14 protein-coding genes and 1 pseudogene are annotated in these 20,190 nt (G+C 64.8%); 7 read left to right on the top strand and 8 right to left on the bottom strand.

The window, feature by feature from the left end; all coding sequences use genetic code 11:
• Positions 1-7: 7 nt before the first annotated feature.
• Positions 8-1,612: an ABC transporter substrate-binding protein gene (locus tag C7T96_RS21455; RefSeq protein ID WP_158264442.1), complete on the bottom strand. Its 1,605-nt coding sequence runs from the start codon at positions 1,610-1,612 to the stop codon at positions 8-10.
• A gap of 56 nt (positions 1,613-1,668) precedes the next feature.
• Positions 1,669-2,682: a pyridoxal-phosphate dependent enzyme gene (locus C7T96_RS21450; RefSeq protein WP_106573301.1), complete on the bottom strand. Its 1,014-nt coding sequence runs from the start codon at positions 2,680-2,682 to the stop codon at positions 1,669-1,671.
• A 148-nt stretch (positions 2,683-2,830) separates the two neighbouring features.
• Between C7T96_RS21450 and C7T96_RS21445 the strand changes: the two genes are divergently transcribed.
• Together C7T96_RS21445 and C7T96_RS21440 are read left to right on the top strand one after the other, a co-directional pair.
• Positions 2,831-3,625 (top strand): IclR family transcriptional regulator, encoded by a 795-nt coding sequence (locus C7T96_RS21445; protein ID WP_245414207.1) that lies wholly within the window; start codon positions 2,831-2,833, stop codon positions 3,623-3,625.
• Between the two features lie 115 nt (positions 3,626-3,740).
• Positions 3,741-4,400: an amidohydrolase family protein gene (locus tag C7T96_RS21440; protein ID WP_106573300.1), complete on the top strand. Its 660-nt coding sequence runs from the start codon at positions 3,741-3,743 to the stop codon at positions 4,398-4,400.
• Positions 4,401-4,613: 213 nt separating this feature from the next.
• Here the strand turns inward: C7T96_RS21440 and C7T96_RS21435 are convergent, their stop codons facing one another.
• From C7T96_RS21435 to C7T96_RS21410, 6 genes are all read right to left on the bottom strand, one after another.
• Positions 4,614-4,781, bottom strand: a complete 168-nt coding sequence (locus tag C7T96_RS21435) for a Flp family type IVb pilin (RefSeq protein ID WP_106573299.1) — start codon at positions 4,779-4,781, stop codon at positions 4,614-4,616.
• A 138-nt stretch (positions 4,782-4,919) separates the two neighbouring features.
• Complete coding sequence (locus C7T96_RS21430; RefSeq protein WP_238719769.1) at positions 4,920-5,237, bottom strand: hypothetical protein; 318 nt, start codon at positions 5,235-5,237, stop codon at positions 4,920-4,922.
• Positions 5,238-5,359: 122 nt separating this feature from the next.
• Positions 5,360-5,779 carry a (deoxy)nucleoside triphosphate pyrophosphohydrolase gene (locus C7T96_RS21425; protein ID WP_106573297.1) on the bottom strand — a complete coding sequence of 140 codons (420 nt, stop codon included), beginning with the start codon at positions 5,777-5,779 and terminating at the stop codon, positions 5,360-5,362.
• Complete coding sequence (locus C7T96_RS21420) at positions 5,776-6,552, bottom strand: GNAT family N-acetyltransferase (RefSeq protein WP_245414206.1); 777 nt, start codon at positions 6,550-6,552, stop codon at positions 5,776-5,778. The genes C7T96_RS21425 and C7T96_RS21420 overlap by 4 nt, the downstream gene beginning before the upstream one ends.
• Before the next feature lie 13 nt (positions 6,553-6,565).
• A complete protein-coding gene (gene argJ, locus C7T96_RS21415) occupies positions 6,566-7,807 on the bottom strand; it encodes a bifunctional glutamate N-acetyltransferase/amino-acid acetyltransferase ArgJ (protein WP_106573295.1) in 1,242 nt (413 codons plus the stop codon).
• A gap of 24 nt (positions 7,808-7,831) precedes the next feature.
• Positions 7,832-8,692, bottom strand: a complete 861-nt coding sequence (locus tag C7T96_RS21410) for a peptidylprolyl isomerase (protein ID WP_106573294.1) — start codon at positions 8,690-8,692, stop codon at positions 7,832-7,834.
• Between the two features lie 244 nt (positions 8,693-8,936).
• Here C7T96_RS21410 and secA point away from each other — a divergent pair, with 244 nt between their 5' ends.
• The 5 genes and pseudogenes from secA to pstA form a co-directional block, all read left to right on the top strand.
• On the top strand, positions 8,937-11,666 hold the full coding sequence (gene secA, locus C7T96_RS21405) for a preprotein translocase subunit SecA (protein WP_106573293.1): 2,730 nt from the start codon (positions 8,937-8,939) through the stop codon (positions 11,664-11,666).
• A 191-nt stretch (positions 11,667-11,857) separates the two neighbouring features.
• Complete coding sequence (locus tag C7T96_RS21400; RefSeq protein WP_245414205.1) at positions 11,858-15,577, top strand: response regulator; 3,720 nt, start codon at positions 11,858-11,860, stop codon at positions 15,575-15,577.
• A gap of 502 nt (positions 15,578-16,079) precedes the next feature.
• Positions 16,080-17,084 carry a substrate-binding domain-containing protein gene (locus tag C7T96_RS21395; RefSeq protein ID WP_106573291.1) on the top strand — a complete coding sequence of 335 codons (1,005 nt, stop codon included), beginning with the start codon at positions 16,080-16,082 and terminating at the stop codon, positions 17,082-17,084.
• 115 nt (positions 17,085-17,199) lie between these two features.
• Positions 17,200-18,588: a phosphate ABC transporter permease subunit PstC gene (gene pstC / locus C7T96_RS21390; RefSeq protein ID WP_106573290.1), complete on the top strand. Its 1,389-nt coding sequence runs from the start codon at positions 17,200-17,202 to the stop codon at positions 18,586-18,588.
• A gap of 37 nt (positions 18,589-18,625) precedes the next feature.
• Positions 18,626-20,185, top strand: a pseudogene (pstA, locus tag C7T96_RS21385) (phosphate ABC transporter permease PstA); the annotation flags it as partial.
• Between the last annotated feature and the right edge of the window lie 5 nt (positions 20,186-20,190).

Here is a 20,190-nt window from a genome sequence, read left to right as displayed (position 1 = left end):
CCGGTCGTTATGCCTTGGAGGCGTTGCGCAATGTCGTAAAGACGATTGGCAGCACGCCCAGACCGGAGACGGACTTGCCGGCCGCCGACACGTTCTCGTTGATCTGCAGCCACAGATAGGGCGCGTCTTCCCAAATCAGCGCCTGGGCCTCGCCGAGCGCGTCGAGGCGCGCGGATTCCTCGGGCGCGCTGCTGGCCGTCTCCAGAAGCGCGTCGACCTTTTCGTTGCGGTAGCGGGCGATATTCCAGACATCCGGCTTGCCGTTATCGTCGGCGTTCGACTTGAACAGCGAGGCCAGGTGATAGGTGCCGGACGCGTTGGAGGGATTGAACCCGAACATCGCCATGTCCCAGGCGAGGTTGGCCTTGTCCTGGCGCAGATGATCCCAGTAGGCGCCCTTCTCGATCTTGTTGATCGCGGCGTCGACGCCGACCTGTCGCAGCGAGGCCGCGACGATTTCCGCCACTGCGACGTCGCCCGGGAACAGACCGTCCGGCGCGAAGAAGGACAGGCTGAGCTTCTCGCCGTCCTTTTCCAGGATGCCGTCGGCGCCCGCGCTATAGCCGGCCTCGGCGAGCAGGGCTTTGGCCTTGGCCTGATCGAACACGGTTTCGCCCACCGTCCTGTGGCCGATGGCGTCGAAGGCCAGCGGCGAATCGGGCGCCTTGGCGAAGCCGAAGAAGACCCGCTCGGCGATCGTCGCCACGGGAACGGCGAGATTGAGCGCCTTGCGCAGCTTCACGTCCTGCAAAGCGGGCCGGGTGAGATTGAAGGCGAGACCGATCGGGCGCAGACCCGGGCGGCGTGCGATCTCGATGTCGGCATTGCCGGAGAGCTGACCGACCAGATGCACCGGTACGGCGTCGATGACGTCGACCGCTCCGGTGGTCAACGCGTTGATGCGCGTTGCCGGTTCGGCGATGAAGCGGAAGACGATTCCAGTCGCGCCCGGCGCGCCGCCCCAGTATCCGTCATAGGCCTTGAGCACCAGTTCCTGTCCGGCGTTGAAGGAGTCCATCCTATAGGGGCCCGCACCGACCGGGTTCTGGGCAAAGCCGTCCTCGCCGAACTTCTCGATCGCCGCCGGCGAGACGATCGCCCCGGAGCCATGGGCGAGCGTGTTCGGCAGTTGTGCAAAAGGCGCCGACATGCGGATGACGATCGTGGTGTCATCGACCATGTCGACACCCGAGATCGGATCCCAGAGCGGCCTGTTGGTGGTGTTGATCTCCTTATTCATCATCCGCTCGATGTTGAACTTGACGGCTGCCGCGTCGCAGGGGGTTCCGTCATGGAAGGTAACACCGCTGCGCAGCTTCAACTCGCAGGACTTGAGATCGTCGCTCATGCGGTAGGATTCGGCGAGCTGCGGCACGATCGTCATGTCGGCATCGAAATCCAGCAGCCGGTCGAAAAGCACGAGCGCCGCCTCGTAGCCGCCGGGATAGCCCGTGAACGCCCCGTGCGCCGGATCGAGCGTCAGCACGGCGGTGCTTTGGCCGAAGGTGATCACACCCTGGCTTGTTTGGGCGAAAGCCCGGAGCGTCGTTGCCGGCAGTGCCGACAGGAGCATGGCGCCTGCCGCGCCGGTGAGAAGTGTTCTGCGTTGCATGACTATTCCCCTTTTCTTCGTTGACATTGCCGGGTGCGGACTTTGCGCGTCGCGCGTCAGAGCCATAATTCGTTCCAGGTGAAGATCGCCGGTGTGCCGCCGGTATGGACAAACACCACCACGTCGTCGCTTGCGAAGCGGCCCTCGCGCACATGCGCGACAAGGCCGGCGGCCGCCTTGCCGGTATAGATGGGGTCGAGAATGATACCCTCGGTTCGGGCGAACAGGCGCACGGCCTCGTTGCCGGCCTCGCTCGGGATGCCGTAACCCTCGCCGACGAAATCGTCGAAATTGACCACGTCCTTCTCGTCGACGGTTACGTCCAGTCCGATGGCCGTGCTGGTCTGGTTGGCGATGGTTGCGGTGCGCGAGGGAATGTGGAACTCGTCCGTGGCGGTTACGCCATGCATGGCGAAGCGCAGGTCGAGCAGTTTTTGGGCCAGAATCATGCCCGCCTGCCCCTTGCCGCTTGACGACATGTAAATGCAATCGGGCGTCTTTCCGAGTGCGTCAAGCTGCTCGACGATCTCCAGCGTCACTTCCAGATAGGCAACGGCGGAGGCGACGTCGAACATCGGGTTGTCGTTGAGGATGTGCGGGCGTCCGCCGCCGGCACGAACAGCCGCGGCCAGACGGTCGAGCATCGTGCGCTGTTCGTGGACGTCGGCGGCGAAATGAACCTCGGCGCCCAAAAGATAGTCGACCAGAAGATTGCCCTGGATCGTGTCGGGCCGACGCCCTTCCAGCACGAGGACGGTTCGCAGGCCCAGCTTGTTGCAGGCGCCGACGGTCTGGCGTGCCGAATTCGATTGCAGGTCGAGACCGACGATGACGGTGTCGGGCTCGTCCTTCATCGCGTGGGCGAGCCGGAACTCGAGGTTGCGCAGCTTGTTGCCGCCGAGCGCCACACCGGTCAGATCGTCGCGCTTGACGAAGATGCGCGGACCGCCGAGCACGCGGGAAAGGTTTCCGGCTTCCTCGAGCGGCGTTTTCTTGAGCGCGATATCGAGGCGCGGCAGCGTCGCGATCGATTGACGTATGCGCGCATGGATCCCAGGCAAGCCACTCATCCCAACCTCACCGAAATCCCCTTGTCGGCAACGCTTGCCCCTTGTTGGAAGGCGGCGGATTGCGCGTCGCTCGCGATGAAATTTGTCCTATATACAGGACAATTGTCTTGTGTTAGAGACAGAATAGCATTGACGGAGAAATACGCAAGTGGAGCAGGACGTGGGGATTGATGCCGAAGGTCGGGCGTCGCGCGCGAGACCCGCGACTCGACGAGAACGCAGCGTCGATCGCATCGTGCAGATTCTGGAGTTTCTGCATGGTCACGGCGAGGGCATCCGTATCGGGGCCCTGGCAAAGGCCTTGGATGCGCCACGCTCGTCGATCTACACCGTCGTCAATGACCTGACCGATGCCGGGCTCCTAGAAGTATCCTCGGACGACGGGCGCATCTTTTTCGGCAAGCGGATGTATCTCTACGGTCTGAACTATATCCGCGAGAATTCGCTCGCCAAGCGCGCGCGCGCGGAAGTCGATCGGCTGGCGAAGGAAACCGGCGAGACCAGCGAATTCTGCATGCTGCAGACCGGCCGCTATACAATTATGCACATGTGTCCGGGCACCCGGCCCTTCCGCATCAGTTCCGCCGTCGGCCTGCAAATTCCGATTCCTTGGACGGCGTCGGGAAGGCTTTTGCTTGCCGGACATAGCCGCGCGGAGATCGAGGCACTGATCGTGCCGGAGGATCTGGTACTCCCCGACGGGCGCCGGATCATGATCGACGATTTCATCGACGCCATCGCACAGGCCCGGCAAGACGGCTATTGCCTGACGAAAGGATTGGTCGACGCGTATACGCAATGCCTTGCGGCGCCAATCTACAATGCGGAGGATCAGGTGGAAGCCACGATCTGCTTGGTGCTGCCGATCGACCTGTCCGACGATCAGACGGCAGTCCTTCGTGACCGGCTCCTGCGGAGCGGACAGGCGCTGTCCACACGCTAGGCTCATGCCTCTTTGCTCATAGCCAGAAGACAATTGTTGCGGCGAGCGTGAGCGTACCCTTCGCGCCGCCGGATCGCCTCAGGCCGGCTGGGCGGGTTTCAATTTCGATTCGTCGTTGCCGCACGAGAAGCTCAAGCCGCTTCTTGTCGAATGCGCCCGTTACGGCATCCGCGTTACCGGGATATTCCCCCTTATGCTCGATCCGTTCCGCGACGTGGATGTTGAAGCGTCGATTTCAGGCCAGCGCAGGGTGTTCGGCCACATTGCCAACCTGACGGCAGACGACATCGCCGCAATTCGCGATCTCGGTCTGGTGATCACGACACACACCAGCAGCTTTCTGTACAAAGGCGGCCTTGCGCTGCTCGAGCGGTTGGGGCCCGATTGGGAAGATGAAATCGTGCCCTTGCGCGCGCTCGTGGATGCAGGGGTGCCGGTATCGTTCGGTTCCGACAACCTGCCGCCCAGCCGTTTTCATTCGTTTTGGCATGCCGTGGGTCGTCGGGAGCGCAGCACCGACCGCGTTATTGGCGCGCAGCAGGCGCTCACCCGGCCCCAAGCGTTGCGTTGCATGACAATGGGTGGCGCATATCTGGCACAGGAGGAGCGGAACAGAGGATCTCTCGAGCCACAAAAACTGGCGAACCTGGCCGTGCTGTCAAGCGACCCGCTGACCTGCCCGGAAGATGATCTACGCGATATCAAGGCCGAGCTGACGGTGGTGGGCGGCAAAGTCGTTCACGCCTCTGCATCCGGTGGTGGGGCCACCGGGTAGGCACTTTCGCCACCGTCTTCGCGGCGGCGGGTTCATGGGCGCTGATCTGGTGAAACGCGGTTTCTTTGTGGACATCCGCCCGGCCGTTCTACGGGATATTTCTCCAAGTCTGCCGTACGGGATGTGCTGGTCCAGCGATCTATCAGTGCGGTCAAATTGCCTCGTTGCCGCGATGAGCCCTGAAAACCGGTCTTGGGCTTTCAGGCTTATCGCCTAGTCGAGCCCTTGTTGCAGTTTGCTGGCGGGATCGGAGAACAGGAATTCGATCTTGTCGGCGACATTGGCGATAGCCGCCACGATCACCAACGACAACACGGTCAAAAGCACGCCGTATTCGATGAGGGTGGCGCCCGATCGGTCGTTCCAGAAACGCACAAGCATGCTCGGGCACCTTTCCTTTGCTGTAAAACTAGTCGCAAAGCGGTGAAAAAAGCTTAACGCGGACGGTTAACCGCTCCTTGCCGGCCGGTCGGTGCCGGCGGTCGCGTCGATCCCGACGGGGAAGCGCCGGGACGGCGTTCAGCAATCGCCGATCCGGCGGCCGTCGCCGTTGATGATGCAAGCCGCGCCGGGAACGGTTTGCAGCACGCTCTTGCGCACCGTGTAGGTTTTGCCCGAGCCGATCGAGCCGGTGCTGGTCATGTCCACGCCGTAGAAGCCGTCGGCGGCAACCACGCCGCCGGAAAGGCGTTTTTCGGCGAGCGGCGCCACGACGAGGCCGAGCACGACCGCGCCCGCCCCGAACAGAAGCGCCAGCCGCACCGCGCTCAAGCCGGTGCCGTTCGGGACGGAGGCAGCCTCCGTGTCATCTGCTCGCCATTCGTGTTCTGATCGCATCGGTCCATCTCCGGCAGGCGCCTCGCCGGGCCGGCATCGGCCGGCCGCTCCGGCTGAAATTGCCACGTGCGGCTAAACGATCCATTAACGCTGTTTGCGCGAATGGCGTGCCGGGCGGCAGATCACAACAGGTCGATCAGATGGGCAATCAGCGGTTCGTCGGCCGGCGGCATGGGATAGTCGCGCAGCGCGCGCGGGCGCACCCATTTGATCGCCTGCCCCTCGCGCCCGGCCGCCGTGCCGTCGAACCTGCGGCACACGAAGAGCGGCATCAGCAGGTGGAAGGTCTCGTAGCCGTGGCTGGCGAAGGTCAGCGGCGCCAGGCACGAGGCCCAGGTGGTGAGGCCGAGCTCTTCCTCCAATTCGCGGATCAACGCCGTTTCCGGCGTCTCGCCGGCCTCGACCTTGCCGCCGGGAAATTCCCACAGCCCGGCCAGCGCCTTGCCCGCCGGCCGTTGCGCGATCAGAACGCGCCCGTCCGCGTCGACCAGCGCGCAGGCGGCGACCAGAACAACCGGTTTGGCAGGCTGGCGAGAGGTCATGAGCCGGGCGGGCGCCGATAATGGTAGCGATAGGCCTCGCGAAAGCCGAGCGCGCGATAAAGGCCGAGCGCGTGGACATTGTCGGCCTCGACCTGCAGCCAGGCCTCGCGCGCGCCGCGCTGGTGGGCCCATTTCAAGGCGGTCTGCACGACGCGCCGGCCGTGGCCGCGGCCGCGCTGTTGCAACAGCGTGGCGACTTCGAACAGGCCGGCCAGGTCGCTGTCGAGAACGCAGATCGCGGTCGCCACCGGCTGGTTTTCGCCCTCGAGGACGAACAGGCCGGTCTCGGGCTCGATCGACCCGATCACCTCCGACAGGCCCGGGCGCAGGGCCGCATCGAGGGCATGGATGTCGAGGGCCGCGCCGACGAAACGTCCCACGTCCTGCAGCGGGATCTGGTCGATGACGCCCTCGAGCCCCGCCTCTTCCAGGGGCGCGTGCATGACAATCGATTCGCCGAAGCGGCTCCAGCCTTCGCGATCGAGATGACGGGCAAGGGTCTGGCCGGCCAGCGGCGACATGCGAAAGGTCAAAGGGCGGCCATAACCGTCGAAACGCCGGCGCACACGGGCCAGTCGCTCCTCGAGCCTGCCGTCGTCGCGCGGGTCGAGCGGGTTGACGGAATTGAGCCGTTTTGCCGGCAGGCCGGCCGTCAGCCGGACCAGCCAGGTGCCGTCGTAAACGACGAAATTCGCCGGCCAGGCGCGAAAGCCGGCCGCCTCGTAGCGCCGGACCTTGGCCAGGTCGATCCTGTTTTCGGCGTTGGTCCGCACGTCTCGTCCCCGCCTAGCTGCGGTAATCGCCGTTGATGGCGACATAGTCCTTCGTCAGATCGCAGGTCCACACGGTGGCCCGGCCGCGGCCGATGCCGATGTCGACGCCGATCGCGATGCGCTCGCCCTGCATGTAGCGCGACACGGCATCCTCCGAGTAGGACGGGTCGCGCTCGCCATCGACGGCGACCCGGTACTCGCCGAAGCTGATCGCCAGACGGTCGCGCTCGGCCGGCTCGCCGGCCTTGCCGACGGCCATGACGATACGGCCCCAATTGGCGTCCTCGCCGGCCACGGCGGTCTTGACCAGCGGCGAATTGGCGATCGACAGCGCGATGCGCTTGGCCGAACGGGCCGAGCGCGCGCCCGAGACGGTGATTTCGATTTCCTTGCGCGCGCCCTCGCCGTCGCGCACGACCTGGAGAGCGAGAGACTTCAAAATCCGGTTCAGGGCGCGCCGAAACGGCACCAGCCGCCGGTCGGCGGCGTCCTTTATGCGCGGCGCGCCACGCCGTTCGGCGGCGCCGGTGGCAAACAGCATCAGCGTATCGCTGGTCGAGGTGTCGCTGTCGACGGTGATCGAATTGAACGACCGGCCGACGCCCTGGCGCAGCAGCGTCTGCAGGACGGGCGCCTCGATCGGCGCGTCGGTAACGACGAAGGACAGCATGGTGGCCATGTCGGGCGCGACCATGCCCGCCCCTTTGGCGATGCCGTTGACCGTCACCTCGACGCCGTCGAGCTTCACCGTGGCGGTGGCGTATTTGGGATAGGTGTCGGTCGTCATGATCGCCTTGCCCGCGTCGGCCCAGCGATCGGGTTCGGCTTCGGCGACGAGGCGGTCGAGCAGAGGGGTGAAGCGACCGGTTTCGAGCGGCTCGCCGATCACGCCTGTCGATGCCAGGAAAACCGCTCCGGTCTCGCAGCCGGCCGCGCGCGCGGCCGCCTCGGCGGTCAACCGCGTCGCCTCCTCGCCCTTGCGCCCGGTGAAGGCGTTGGCGTTGCCGGAATTGACAACCAGGATGCGGGCCGCACCCGCCGGCAGATTGGCACGGCAGAAATCGACCGGCGCCGACGGGCATTTCGAGCGCGTGAAAACGCCGGCCACCTGCGTGCCCGGCTCGAACAGCATGACCATCAGGTCGGTGCGGTCCTTATACTTGATGCCGGCGGCGGCGGTGGCGATCCGCGCCCCGTCGAGCGCCGGCAATATAGGGGCCTTCTTCGGGGCCAGCGGAGAAATGGCGGTCGACATGGGCTTGCCTCGACGAAGCGGTCTCTATTCGCTTCGGTCGAGCGAGTCGACCGTCTCCTTGAGGGCCGGATCGGCAATCTCGATTTCAGCCTTTTCGCGCAGATCCTTGACCGCGCCGAAATAGGCCTCGCGCAGAAGCAGCGAGCGCAACTGCTCCTGAACCTGGTCGAAGGCCGGCGGCTGCTGCGCGCGCTTGTCCTCGACCTTGATCACGTGGAAGCCGAACTGGGTTTCGACCGGTTGTTTCGAAAACGCCCCGACCTCGATCGCGAAGGCAGCCTTTTCGAAGGCGGGAACCATCTGGCCCGGGCCGAAATAACCGAGGTCGCCGCCCTGCGCGGCAGCTCCATCGGTCGATTTCTCCTTGGCGAGCGCCTCGAAATCCTCGCCGGCCTCGAGCTGGGCGATGATCGCCTCGGCTTCTTCCTTGGTCTTGACCAGGATATGGCGGGCGCGGATTTCATTGGCGGGCGGCGTGTCGGCGATTTCCCGGTCGTAGCGTTCGCGCACCGCTTCCTCGCCGACCTTGGCGGCGACGTTTTGCTCGACGAAGGCACTGTGCAGAGCCCGGTCGCGCAAAAACGCCATGCGGCGCTTGAACGCATCATCGTCGGCCAGTCCGCCGGCCTCGGCGGCGGCGGCAAGAAGCCGGATCTCAATGATGGCGGAAAGCGCCGCCGCACGGCGCTTTTCCGGCGGCAGCTGATTGAATTGCGGATCAAGATCGCTCTCGGCGATGGCGAGGTCGCCCTCGGTGATCGGTGCGCCGTTGACGGTCGCGACCACGTCCGTTTCGGCCGCGAAACCGGCCGTGGCGGCGCAGATCGAGAACGCCAATGCTGCTCCGCAGGCAAGCAGGGGGCGGAAGGCGTAGGACACGGGCATCAAATGTCTCCAGAAAACAGCGCGCAGAATGGCGCCAATATGGGCGTCAATACGGCGAAAATCCGCGTGTCACCGCTCCCCGGCGTCAAGTTGACATCACGGTGGGCCCCTCTTATCTGTCCTTCGGCTTCGCGTCCAGAACCGTTTTCCGGACGCATTTTATATCCTTGATCCGCTCAAATCGCGATCGTAAGCACGTTTCGGCCGGTTCAGCCGGAAAATAATTGATCGAAAGGACCATCTGATGGTCAGCCTCGGTGTCCTCGCCCGCAAGATATTCGGTTCGTCCAACGACCGCCGCATCAAGGGGCTTCGGCCGCGTGTCGAGGCGATCAACGCGCTCGAGCCCGAAATGGAGGCGCTGACGGACGCGCAGCTCCAGGCCAAGACGGCTGAGTTTCGCGACAAGGTCGCCGCCGGAGCCTCGCTCGACGACCTGCTGGTGCCGGCCTTCGCCACCGTGCGCGAAGCCGCCAAGCGCGCACTCGGGCTGCGGCCCTTCGACGTGCAGCTCATCGGCGGCATGGTGCTGCACGACGGCTCGATCGCGGAGATGAAAACCGGCGAGGGCAAGACGCTGGTCGCCACGCTGCCGGTCTATCTGAACGCGCTCGAGGGCAAGGGCGTTCACGTGGTGACGGTTAACGACTATCTCGCCCGCCGCGACGCGGAGTGGATGAGCAAGGTCTACGGCTTCGTCGGCCTGACCACCGGCGTCATCGTGCACGGTCTTTCGGACGACGAGCGGCGTGAGGCCTATGGTTGCGACGTCACATACGGCACCAATAACGAGCTCGGCTTCGACTATCTGCGCGACAATATGAAATATGAGCGCGCCCAGATGGTGCAGCGCGGTCACAATTACGCGATCGTCGACGAGGTCGATTCCATTCTGATCGACGAGGCGCGCACGCCGCTGATCATCTCCGGCCCGCTCGACGACCGCTCCGAACTCTACAACCAGGTCGACACGTTCATTCCGGGCCTGGACGAGGCCGATTACGAGATCGACGAGAAGCAGCGCACCGCGACCTTCACCGAGCAGGGCACGGAAAAGGTCGAAAACCTGCTGCGCGACGCGGGCATGTTGAAGGGCGAGTCGCTCTACGACGTGGAAAACGTCGCCGTCGTGCACCACATCAACAACGCGCTGAAGGCGCATCGCCTGTTCCAGCGCGACAAGGACTATATCGTGCGCGATGGCGAAGTCGTCATCATCGACGAATTCACCGGCCGGATGATGCCGGGCCGTCGCTTTTCGGAGGGGCTGCACCAGGCGCTCGAGGCCAAGGAGCACGTCCAGGTCCAACCCGAAAACCAGACGCTGGCCTCCATTACCTTCCAGAACTATTTCCGCATGTACGACAAGCTCGCCGGCATGACCGGTACGGCCTCGACCGAGGCCGAGGAATTCGGCAATATTTACGGCCTGGGCGTTTCGGAAATCCCGACCAATCTGCCGGTCGCGCGCCTGGACGAGGACGACGAGGTCTACCGCACCGCGGAGGAAAAATTCCGCGCCATCGTGCGCGAGATCCGCGACGCCAACGCGCGCAGCCAGCCGATCCTGGTCGGCACGACCTCGATCGAGAAATCGGAATATCTGGCCGAGCTGATGCGCAAGGAAGGCCTGCCGGGCTTCGAGGTCCTGAATGCCCGCCATCACGAGCGCGAGGCGCAGATCATTGCCCAGGCCGGCAAGCCGGGTGCGATCACGATCGCCACCAACATGGCCGGTCGCGGCACCGATATCCAGCTTGGCGGCAACGCCGAATTGCGGATTCAGGACGAACTGGGCGACATGCCGGACGGCCCCGAGCGCGAAGCGCGGGAAAAGGCAATCCGCGAGGACGTGTTGCGGCTGAAGGGCGAGGCGCTGGCCGCCGGCGGGCTCTACGTGCTGGCCACCGAGCGCCATGAAAGCCGGCGCATCGACAACCAGCTGCGCGGCCGCTCCGGCCGTCAGGGCGATCCGGGGCGCTCCAAATTCTTCCTGTCGCTGCAAGACGATCTGATGCGCATCTTCGGGTCCGAGCGCATGGACGGCATGCTCAAGAAGCTTGGCCTGAAGGAAGACGAGGCGATCATCCATCCTTGGATCAACAAGGCGTTGGAGAAGGCCCAGAAGAAGGTCGAGGCGCGCAATTTCGACATCCGCAAAAACCTGTTGAAGTTCGACGATGTGATGAACGACCAGCGCAAGGTCGTGTTCGAGCAGCGGCTCGAATTGATGGACGGGGAGAACCTGTCCGACACCGTCGCCGAAATGCGCCAGGACGTGATCGACGACCTGGTCGCCAAGCATATCCCTGAAAACGCCTATGCCGAGCAGTGGGACGTCGACGGCCTCAAACAGGGCGTTGCGGCCTATCTCAACCTCGATCTGCCGGTCGAGGAGTGGGCCATGGAAGAGGGGATCGACGAGGAGGCCATCCGCGAGCGTCTCACCGAGGCGACGCAAAAGGCGGCCGCCGAACGCGCGGAACGCTTCGGCCCGGAAGTCATGACCTATGTCGAAAAATCGATCCTGCTGCAGACGGTCGACCATCTGTGGCGCGAGCACCTGGTCAATCTCGACCATCTGCGTTCGGTGATCGGCTTCCGCGGCTACGCGCAACGCGATCCGCTCAACGAATACAAATCCGAAGCGTTCGAACTCTTCCAGGGCATGCTCGGCAATCTGCGCCAGGCGGTGACGGCACAACTCATGCGTGTTGAGCTGGTGCGCGAGGCCGCGGACGCACCGATGCCGGAAGCGCCGGAGGCGGAAGGCCATCATCTCGACGCCAGCACCGGCGAGGACGATTTCGACGACGGCGACGGCGCGCTCGCCTTGCTGCAGTCCTCGCGCACGGTTGCGCCGGAGGATCGCGATCCGCAGGATCCGTCGACCTGGGGCAAGGTGGGCCGCAACGAGGCCTGTCCGTGCGGGTCCGGCAAGAAGTTCAAGCATTGCCACGGCGCGTTCGCCTGAGGCCGGCGCGGACCGGACTCGCTCCTGACGGGCAACAGGGTTAGCGGAACGTTAAGCGTTGTCGCGCATCCTTGATCGGCAAGAGGTGCCGAAAGGACGCCGCGAGGGTGGAGCGAGGCGACAACAGTCCCGGTAAAGGCCGGAAGAAAGCAAAGCCGCGCGCTGTCAGGCGCGACCCGGAGCGGCTCGACGTGTCCGCAAGAGCCGATCTGTCGGCCACCGCCGAACTCCCGGCCCTGACCTGCGACTGGACCTGGGAAACCGACGCTGAGCATCGCTACACCGATATTGGCGAGGATTGCTCCGCCCTGACCGGGATCAAGCGATCGGGCATTATCGGCCATTCGCGGCTCGCCACGCTCGACCGCGACGCGGCGTCCGCCGAAGCCGCTGCCAGCCATCGCCAAACGCTTGCGGCGCGGCGTCCCTTCCGAGATTTCCTGCAGCGTGTACCCGTGCCTGGCGCGTCATGCCGCTGGGTGTCGCTGTCGGGCATGCCGAAACGCGACGCGGGTGGCGCTTTTGCCGGCTATCGCGGCACCGCGCGCGACGTGACCGAATTGATCGAAACAGTTGCGCCGAGCGCCGCTGCCGTCGCGGAGCCGATGCCCGAAGCCGGCCGGACCAACGCGGAACGTCTGATGGCGGCGCTCAACGTCATGCAGGACGCGTTCGTCTATTATGATGCCGAGGATCGCATCGTTTTGTACAACGATGCCCTGTTTACGCTTTATCGCGGCATGGAGGACGTGATCCGGCCGGGGCTGCCGGTCGGCGAATTCATCGATACCGGGCTCGAGCGGGGGATCTGGTCGACGGACGGGCTCGACGCGGCCGCATGGCGCGAAGCCTATTTCGAACGGCGCGCGCGGGAGCCGGACGCCGCGGTGACGCTGCGGCTTTCGGACGGGCGCTGGCTGATGCACCGCGAACTGCCGACGGCGGACGGCGGACGGATGGGCGTCTGCACCGACATCACGCCGTTGAAGCAACGCGAGGCGGAGCTCGCCGAGGCGCTCGAGCGGTCGCAACTGGCCGATGCGGCGATCAACAGCGTCGAGGACGCGGTGTTCGTCAAGGATTGCCAATTGCGGTTCGTGTTCGCCAACGAAGCCTTCGCGCGGCTGAACGGCACCACCGTCGCCGCCATATTGGGCAAGCGCGCCGCCGATATCGTGGCGCCCGCCGACGCCGTCCGGTTCGAGGACAGCGAGCGCGCGGTGCTGGCCAGCGGCGAGGCCTACGAGATCGAGGAGGATTTCGACCATGCCGGCGTCGCGCGGTCGCATCTGGTGCGCAAAACCCGCCTCGAGACCGCGACCGGCACCGCTTATGTCGCCGGCTTCGTTTTCGATATCAGCGACATCAGGCGGCGCGAGCGCGAAGCCGACGAGGCGCGCACGCTGCTGGCGCGGGTCATCGAGACGCTGCCGGCCGGCGTGATCATCTACGACAAACAAGACCGGCTGGTGCTTTCCAACCAGCGCATCAAGGATTTGTTGCCGGCGCTGAGGCCGTTCACCGAGCCCGGGCAAACGTTGCGCGTTGCGATCGAGACCGCGCACGACGCCGGCTATTTCCGTCACTCCGGCGATCCGGAGCTGGACGCGCTGTTCGACGCAGATCGCGAGGCGTGGATCGAGCGGACGCTCGAGCGCTATCACGTGCGGCAGTCGGTGTCGGAACGCCGCAATCCGGACGGCCGCTGGCTCCGGGTCTACGACACGCGCACCGAAGACGGCCTTTTCGTCGGAGTTCGTGTCGACATTACCGACATGAAGCAACGCGAGGCGTCGCTGCAGGAAACCACGCGCGAGAACGAGCTCTTCCGTACGCTGATCGACAATGTGCCGGTCGCCATCTACGCCAAGCATCCGGATCTGCGCATTGCCTATGTCAATCAGGGTTGGTGCGATCTGACCGGTTTCGCCAAGGATACCGCGATCGGTCGTACCGATGTGGAGGTGTTTGGGGCCGACGGCGAAGCCTATATGGAGGCCGACCGCGCGGTCCTGAAGACCGGCGAGATGCGGGTCATCGAGGAAACCGGTACCGATGCCGACGGCGCCCCCAACTATCGGATCGCCCGCAAGAGCACGATGATCGCCTCCGACGGGTCCTTATATCTGATCGGCTCGACCACGGACGTCACCGAACTCAAGCAACGCGAGGAGGAGCAGCGCGCCGCCGAGCAGCGCGCGGTGCTCGCCGACCGCGCAAAGTCGGAATTCCTGGCCAATATGAGCCACGAGATCCGCACGCCGATGAACGGCGTGCTGGGCATGGCCGAACTTTTGGCGAAAAGCGATCTCGATCAGAAGCAGAAAACCTTCACCGAGATCATCTTGAAATCGGGCAATGCGCTGCTGACGATCATCAACGACATTCTCGACTTTTCCAAGATAGACGCCGGCCAGCTCGTTCTTGATCCGGTGCCGTTCAATCTGGCCGAGGCCGTGGAGGACGTGGCCACGCTGATGTCGACCAGGGCGAAGGAAAAGGACCTGGAACTGGTGGTGCGTGTCGACCCCGATCTGCCGCGCATGGTGACCGGCGATGTCGGTCGGTTGCGCCAGATCCTCACCAATCTGGTCGGCAATGCGGTGAAGTTCACGGATTCCGGGCATGTGCTGGCCGACGTATCGGGTGCTGTCGATGCGGGACGGGTTTCACTGCGCTTCGAGATAACCGATACCGGCATCGGGATTGCGTCGGAAAAGCTGCCGACGGTCTTCGAGAAATTCAGCCAGGCCGACACCAGCGCGACCCGCCGGCACGAGGGGACCGGATTGGGCCTGGCGATCACCGCGCGTCTCGTCGCGCTTATGGGCGGCAAGATCGGCGCCGAAAGCACGGTGGGCAAGGGCTCGACCTTCTGGTTTACGGTCGAGCTGCCGGTCGCGGAGGAGGGCGCGCGCGACAACCCCGTCGCCGTCGACGTCTCCGGCGCGCGGGTGCTCGTGGTGGACGACAACCAGGTCAATCGCGCCATCCTGCTCGAACAGATGCGTTCCTGGGATTTCGACGCATGCGCGGCCGAAAACGGCGGCGAGGGGCTGGCGGTCCTGCGGGCGGCGGCAGCACTGGGGCTCGAGGTCGAGTGCGTGGTGCTGGACTACCAGATGCCGGGTATGAGCGGGCTCGAGGTTGCTGGCGCGATCCGCAACACCGCCGGTCTCGCCGGGACCGCGATCGTTCTTCTGACCTCGGTCGACCACGCCCTGACAAGCGCGGAATTCGCCGAATACGGTATCGACGCCCAGCTCACCAAACCGGTGCGCTCCTGCGCCTTGCTGGATGTGGTGGTCGAACAGATACAGCATCGGCGCGGCCGGCTTGGTGGCTTGCCCGCGACCGATAGTGCGCCGGCTGAAGACCCGGACAACAGCGCGACGCCGGCCGTCTCCGGTTTCAGCCAGGACTCCTCGCAGTCCAACGCGGTGGTCGGACCCTCGGGCGGCAACGTTTCGCACGACAACGGCGCCCAGGCGCGGCCGCCGCGCCGGACTGCGCGGCTCGATATCCTCGTGGCCGAGGACAACGAGGTCAACCAGCTCGTGTTCGCGCAGATCCTGGGCGAAACGCCGTTCACCTACGAGATCGTTCGCAACGGCCGGCTCGCCGTGGAGGCGCATGCCGAGATGCAGCCGGCCATGATCCTGATGGATGTCTCGATGCCGGACATGAACGGTTTCGAGGCCACCGAGGCGATCCGTCGCGTGGAGGCGGGACGTGGGGTCCACACGCCGATCATCGGCGTGACCGCGCATGCGCTCAAGGGCGATCGCGCGCGTTGCACGGCAGCCGGCATGGACGACTATCTGCCCAAGCCGATCAGCCCGAACGCGCTGTTGGCGAAGGTCTACAAGTGGCATGAAACCGCGGCCCCGCGCCGCGATCAGGGCGTTTGACGCCTTTTCGCGTTCCTTTGCCGATAAATGAAACCATGGTGCGATCACGCCATAGCGCACCCCCTATGGTTAACCGGTACCATCATCCCCATATTCAGCCGGATATCGTTTCCGGGCAGGATGAGCGGCGGCGGATCGAACACGGCAATCGCAAGCTCCAACCGATCCGGTTCCCACCAAGTCTGCCGCATGTGCTCCAGACGATGCACGCAACGCTCACCTGCCCGGCTTTTTATTCCGAAGCCTTCAAAGACCGGGCGCGCCGGAAAAATCTCTTGACGCCTGGCCGGTGCGAGCCGGAAAGAGGCGCGAAACCAAGTCCCTGATATGTGCGGATTATCGGCGACGCCGCCGCCTCGCCGGCATTGCGGCCGCGCAGCGCCCGTTGACGGCGTAATAGGCGCGACACAAAACCGTCATCGAACTGTAACACAGGCCGGCTAATCGGGGCCCGTCGCCGCTGGAGCGCGGCGAAGAAGAATTCCGAACAGGAGTAGGCCTCATGAAGAAAGTTCTCCTCACGGCGTCGGCGGCTGCCCTCGCCGTTGCGGCGTCCGCCGGTGTTGCGGCGGCGCGCGACCAGATCCAGATCGTCGGCTCGTCGACGGTGTTTCCGTTCACCACCGCCGTCGCCGAGAAGCTCGGCCAGAGCGGCGCGTTCAAGACGCCGGTCGTGGAATCGACGGGCACCGGCGGCGGCATGAAGCTGTTTTGCGCCGGTGTCGGTGAAGGCACGCCCGATTTCACCAACGCCTCGCGCGCCATCAAGGACACGGAACTGGCGAGCTGCAAGGAAGCCGGCGTAACACCGGTGCAGATCAAGGTCGGTTTCGATGGCATCGTGCTCGCCAATTCCAAGGCCGGCACGGCGGTGGAGCTGACCAAGGAGCAGATCTTCAAGGCTCTGGCCAAGAATGTCGAAGTCGACGGCAAGGTGGTCGCCAACCCGTACATGACCTGGGCCGATGTCGATTCGGCCCTGCCGGCCGACAAGATCGAGGTGCTCGGCCCGCCGCCCACCTCCGGCACGCGCGACGCGTTTGTCGAGCTGGTGATGGAAGAGGCCTGCCAGGAAGCGGTCGAGGCGGCCAATGAAAAGGCCTGCACGGAAATCCGCGAGGACGGCGCCTATGTGGAAGCCGGTGAGAACGACAATCTGATCGTGCAGAAGCTGGAGGCCAACCCGAAGGCGTTCGGCATATTCGGTTTCTCCTTCCTGGACCAGAACGCCGACAAGCTGCAGGGCGCGACGGTCGAGGGCGTCGAGCCGACCTTCGAAAACATCGCCTCGGGCGACTATGGCGTGTCCCGCTCGCTCTTCATCTACGCCAAGAAGGAGCATGTCGGCGTCATTCCGGGCATGGAAGAGTTCATTGCCGAATACACGTCCGAGGCGGCCTGGGGCCCCGATGGTTATCTCGCCGACAAGGGTCTGATCCCGCTGCCGGAGGCCGCCCGTGCGACGCAGGCCGAGGAAGCCAAGGCGCTCAAGGGCATGGGCTCCTGACACTATAAAGCATGGCGCGACCGGCTGTCGGCCGGCCGCGCCATGCGATCCCCGCAAGACCGGTGCGTTCGAGCGCCTGAGAGTTTGAGACACTGTTCCGGGTGGGACGTCGCCGATGGTTAGTTATCTCGTCCTGTTGCTGCTTGTCCTGGGTGTCGCGGCCTATTTCGTCGGGCGCTCGCGGGCTGTCGCATCCGTCGGTGGCGAGGTGTCGCGGCTTCACTCGCTTCCCGGCCAGCACGGCCTGTTTCTGGCCATGATCGCCGCCGGGCCGGCGCTGCTGGCCGTCCTGATCTGGCGCATCGCCACGCCGGGTATCGAAGATTCGATCGTGCAGTCGCGCTTCGCGGCGGAACTGGCCGAATTCGGCGTGCCGCAGCTCCAGGCCTTTCTGCGCGATGCGCGCGCGATCGCCTTCGGCGGCATCGTCTCGTTCCCCGACGAAACCAAGGAAGCCGCGGCCGTGGTCTTCCGCTCGCTCCACCAGACCAGCATCTGGCTGATCACCGCGGTCGCGCTCATTCTCGCGGCTGGCGGCAGCTTTTTCGGCTATTCCCGGATCGCGCCGGCCTATCGCGCGCGCCACGTCGTCGAACGCGTGGTGAAGTGGTTTCTCATTCTGTGCTCGATGATCGCCATCCTGACGACGATCGGGATCGTGTTGTCGCTGATCTTCGAATCGATTCTGTTTTTCTCGGAAATTCCGATCTTCAATTTCCTGTTCGGCCTGCATTGGTCGCCGCAAAGCGCCTTTACCGGCGCCGGCGGCGATGCGGGCGACGTCAACACCGAAATCTTCGGCGCCGTGCCGCTGCTGGCGGGCACGTTGCTGATCACTTTCATCGCCATGCTGATCGCGGCCCCGGTCGGGCTGATGGCGGCGATCTACCTGTCCGACTACGCCACCCAGCGTGTGCGGGCGGTTGCGAAACCGGTGCTGGAGATTCTCGCCGGCATTCCCACCGTCGTCTACGGTTTCTTCGCCGCATTGACGGTCGCTCCCTTCTTTCGCGGCGTCGGCGAGAGCATCGGCCTTGACGTCGCCTCCGAATCCGCGCTCGCCGCCGGCGTGGTCATGGGCATCATGATCATCCCGTTCGTGTCGTCCTTGTCGGACGATGTCATCAACGCGGTGCCGCAATCCTTGCGCGACGGCTCGGCCGGGCTGGGCGCGACCCGCTCGGAGACGATCCGGCGCGTGGTGCTGCCGGCGGCGCTGCCGGGCATCGTGTCGGCCCTGCTTTTGGCCGTCAGCCGCGCGGTCGGCGAAACCATGATCGTGGTGATGGCGGCCGGCCTGGCGGCGAATCTCACCTTCAATCCGCTGGAGGCGGTGACGACGGTGACGGTTCAGATCGTGACGCTGCTGGTCGGCGACCAGGAATTCGACAGCGCCAAGACGCGTGCGGCTTTCGCGCTCGGCCTGCTCTTGTTCGTCATCACGCTGGCTCTCAATGTGATCGCGCTGCGTGTGGTCCAGAAATATCGTGAGCAATATGACTGATACCACCCTATCGACCGGGCCTGCCTCGCCCGACAACCTCCACACCGGCGATGCCGCGAAGGCACGCCTGCGCGCGCGCTACGCCGCCGAGGCACGCTTCAAATGGCTGGGCGCCGGCGCGGTGGCACTGGCAGGGTTCTTCCTGCTGCTGTTGCTTTCCACAATCGTGACCAAGGCGCTGCCCGCCTTCCATCAGAACTATGTCGCGCTCGAGGTCGATCTGTCGGCGGACAAGATCGATCCGGCCGATCCGGGCGCGGCGAATTTTCTCGGGCTTGTCCATGACGGGATGGCCGGCGAGTTTCCGCAGGTCTCCGGGCGGCAGGAACGCCGGCTCCTGCGCGGCCTGGTCTCGACGGGGGCGGGCGTGATGCTGCGCGAAGCGATCGAGGCGGACCCGACCATGCTCGGGGGGACGCGCCGGATCGCCGTGCCGCTCGACGATTTCGCCGATCTTTATCTGAAAGGCCTGCTGGCGAAGTCGGGGCCGTCGCGCCGGATCGCGGGGGTCACGGTTTCGGGTGCGGGCGACGAGGTCGCGGTCGGCTTTCCCGACGACGCCATCCTGGCGATGGCGCGCGGCGCGGGTGCGGTGGACGGCGAGGACGGCGGCCTGCGCCTGACCAGCGGATCGCAATCGCTTTTGCTCGAGATCGTCGGCGGCACGCTGAAGATCACCGAATTGTCGACGGGAGAGGCCGGCGGCGCCATTGGCAAGGCGACGGTTCTGGAGCCCTTGGCAAGCGCGTCCGACATGCCGGCCGACGCTATGTTGCGCACCATCGAGACCGCGGAAGCCAATCGCAAGATCACCGATCGCGAGATCGTCTGGCTCGACCGGCTCGCCGGGGCTGGAAAGATCGAGAACCGTTGGAATACGCTGTTTTTCTTCACCGGCGCCAGCCGCGAACCGGAACTCGCCGGTATCTGGGGGGCGGTGGTCGGCTCGGCACTGACGATGGTCGTCACCTTGGCGCTGTCCTTTCCGATCGGGGTCGCCGCGGCGATCTATCTCGAGGAGTTCGCAACCAAGAACCGGCTTACCAATCTCATCGAGGTCAATATCAACAACCTTGCCGCCGTTCCGTCGATCGTCTTCGGCCTGCTCGGTCTGGCGGTCTTTCTCAACTGGTTCAGCCTGCCGCGATCGGCCCCGCTTGTCGGCGGCATGGTGCTTGCGCTGATGACGCTGCCCACGATCATCATCGCCGCGCGCGCGGCGCTGCGGGCGGTGCCGCCCTCGATCCGCGAGGCCGCGCTGGGCATCGGGGCGTCCAAGGTCCAGACCGTCTTCCACCACGTCTTGCCGCTGGCCATGCCCGGCATCATGACCGGGACGATCATCGGCATGGCCCAGGCGCTGGGCGAGACGGCGCCGCTCCTGATGATCGGCATGGTCGCCTTCATCGTCGACATACCCGGCGGCTTCACCGACGCCGCCACCGTCCTGCCGGTGCAGATTTTCATGTGGGCCGATTTTCCGGAACCCGCCTTTCAGCAAAAGACGTCCGCCGCGATTTTGATCCTGCTCGGATTTCTTGTGATCATGAACGCCATCGCCGTCGTGCTGCGCAAGCGCTTCGAGCGGCGGTGGTAACGGAG

This window comes from Nitratireductor sp. StC3 (assembly GCF_003015025.1).
GTDB classification, from domain to species: Bacteria; Pseudomonadota; Alphaproteobacteria; order Rhizobiales; family Rhizobiaceae; genus Mangrovimarina; species Mangrovimarina alexandrii.
The sequence above is the reverse complement of the archived record's forward strand: the minus strand, read 5'-3'. Positions and strand labels throughout refer to the sequence as shown.

Bases quoted from the DNA above. Each gene is read 5' to 3' on its own strand.
- C7T96_RS21455 (WP_158264442.1), bottom strand. From the start codon at position 1,612: ATGCAACGCAGAACACTTCTCACCGGCGCGGCAGGCGCCATGCTCCTG.
- C7T96_RS21450 (WP_106573301.1), bottom strand. From the start codon at position 2,682: ATGAGTGGCTTGCCTGGGATCCATGCGCGCATACGTCAATCGATCGCG.
- C7T96_RS21435 (WP_106573299.1), bottom strand. From the start codon at position 4,781: ATGCTTGTGCGTTTCTGGAACGACCGATCGGGCGCCACCCTCATCGAA.
- C7T96_RS21430 (WP_238719769.1), bottom strand. From the start codon at position 5,237: ATGCGATCAGAACACGAATGGCGAGCAGATGACACGGAGGCTGCCTCC.
- C7T96_RS21425 (WP_106573297.1), bottom strand. From the start codon at position 5,779: ATGACCTCTCGCCAGCCTGCCAAACCGGTTGTTCTGGTCGCCGCCTGC.
- argJ (WP_106573295.1), bottom strand. From the start codon at position 7,807: ATGTCGACCGCCATTTCTCCGCTGGCCCCGAAGAAGGCCCCTATATTG.
- C7T96_RS21410 (WP_106573294.1), bottom strand. From the start codon at position 8,692: ATGCCCGTGTCCTACGCCTTCCGCCCCCTGCTTGCCTGCGGAGCAGCA.
- secA (WP_106573293.1), top strand. From the start codon at position 8,937: ATGGTCAGCCTCGGTGTCCTCGCCCGCAAGATATTCGGTTCGTCCAAC.
- C7T96_RS21395 (WP_106573291.1), top strand. From the start codon at position 16,080: ATGAAGAAAGTTCTCCTCACGGCGTCGGCGGCTGCCCTCGCCGTTGCG.
- pstC (WP_106573290.1), top strand. From the start codon at position 17,200: ATGGTTAGTTATCTCGTCCTGTTGCTGCTTGTCCTGGGTGTCGCGGCC.